The sequence below is a fragment of the Kitasatospora sp. NPDC091257 genome (assembly GCF_044757675.1).
Lineage (GTDB): Bacteria > Actinomycetota > Actinomycetes > Streptomycetales > Streptomycetaceae > Kitasatospora > Kitasatospora lactacystinica.
Window position 1 is genome coordinate 1 of the sequence record NZ_JBIVVI010001699.1, and the last position, 1,407, is coordinate 1,407.

Below are 1,407 nucleotides of genomic sequence, written 5' to 3' on the forward strand. Positions count from 1 at the left end.
GGGTCCGTTCCGGGACCCGGGTCCTCGGTGGGGCCCGCGCCAATCGGGTCCGCGCCGGTCGGGTCCGCGCCGGTCGGGTCCGCGCCGGAGGTGGGGTCCGGGCCTGGGGTGAGGTCCAGAACGGCCTCCACGGTCCATCCTGCACCGGGGACGGGACCAGCCGTGACGGTGCCGCCGTACAGGGCCGCGCGTTCGCGCATCCCGGCCAGGCCGTGGCCGTACCCGTCCGTGCGACCGTGCCAGCGAGGGCCGCCGGGCCGGCCGGTGTCCTCGACGCGGATCCGCAGCCGCTCGGCGTCGACGGTCAGCGTCACATGGGCGCGGGTCTCGGGCCCCGCGTGCTTGAGGGCGTTGGTGAGCGCCTCCTGGACGATGCGGTAGGCCATCAGCTGGACCCCGCGGTCCGGTCGGTCCAGGGCGCCGGCGGCCGTGTACACCACCTGGGGGCCGGCGGCGCGGATGCGGGCGCACAGCCCGTCGAGGTCGGCGATGCCGGGCTGCGGCGTGTACTCGGCAGCCTGGTCCCCCTGGTCGCGCAGCACGCCGAGCATCCGCCGCAGTTCGCCGAGCGCCTGCCGGCTGGTGTCCCCGATCAGCAGCAGGGCCTCCCTGCCGCGTTCGGGGTTGGCCTGCGCCGCGTACGCGCCGCCGTCGGCCAGGGTGACGATGACGGACAGGTTGTGGCCGACGATGTCGTGCATCTCCCGGGCCACCCGGGCACGTTCGGTCGCGGTGGCCAGCCGGCTGCGCTGGTCGCGCTCGATCTCCAGCCGGGCGGCCCGCTCCCGCAGCCCGGCGAGCTGGGCGCGCCGGACGCGCACCGCGATGCCCAGGGCCACGGCCGCCGTCGCGGCGCTGAACAGGAAGAACAGGGCGTCGCCGACCGGCAGCCCAGCACCGGAGACGGCCACCGCGACCAGGGCCACGGCCACCGCCATGGCCGCACACGACCACGCCAGGTGCCGCAGCCGGCCGTGCAGCGCCAGGCTGTAAAGGGCGACCAGCAGGGCGGCGTCGGCGCGCAGACCGACGTCCAGCGACCACTGCAGGACGAAGACGGCCATGATCGTGGCGAAGGCCGCCGTGGGCCGTCGGCGGCGCCACAGCAGCGGCAGCACCAGGCCGGCCTGCAGGGCCAGGGTCTGCGGCAGCGGCAGCCGGGCGAGCACGATCCGGTGCTCGCGCCCGCCGGCCTCGACGTGACCGGGAAAGAGGTCGGGCAGGCAGAACAGCAGGAAGGCGACGGCCACCACTGCGGCGTCCAGCACCCAGGGGCGGTCGCGGTCCCCCTGTCGAAGCCGCTGGCCGGTCCGGGCCAGGCGGGCGAACAGCGGATGGCCGGACAGGACGTCGGCGGCCGCCGCATCGGTGGCCCGGGGGTCGGAGGCCCGGGGATCACCCGCTCGG

The 1,407-nt window shown here is 76.5% G+C and carries 1 protein-coding gene; it reads right to left on the bottom strand.

Going from position 1 to position 1,407, the window contains the following annotated elements; genetic code table 11:
• Positions 1 to 1,407: sensor histidine kinase (locus ACIQOV_RS41385; RefSeq protein ID WP_401056302.1), on the bottom strand; the 1,407-nt coding region annotated here is incomplete at both ends.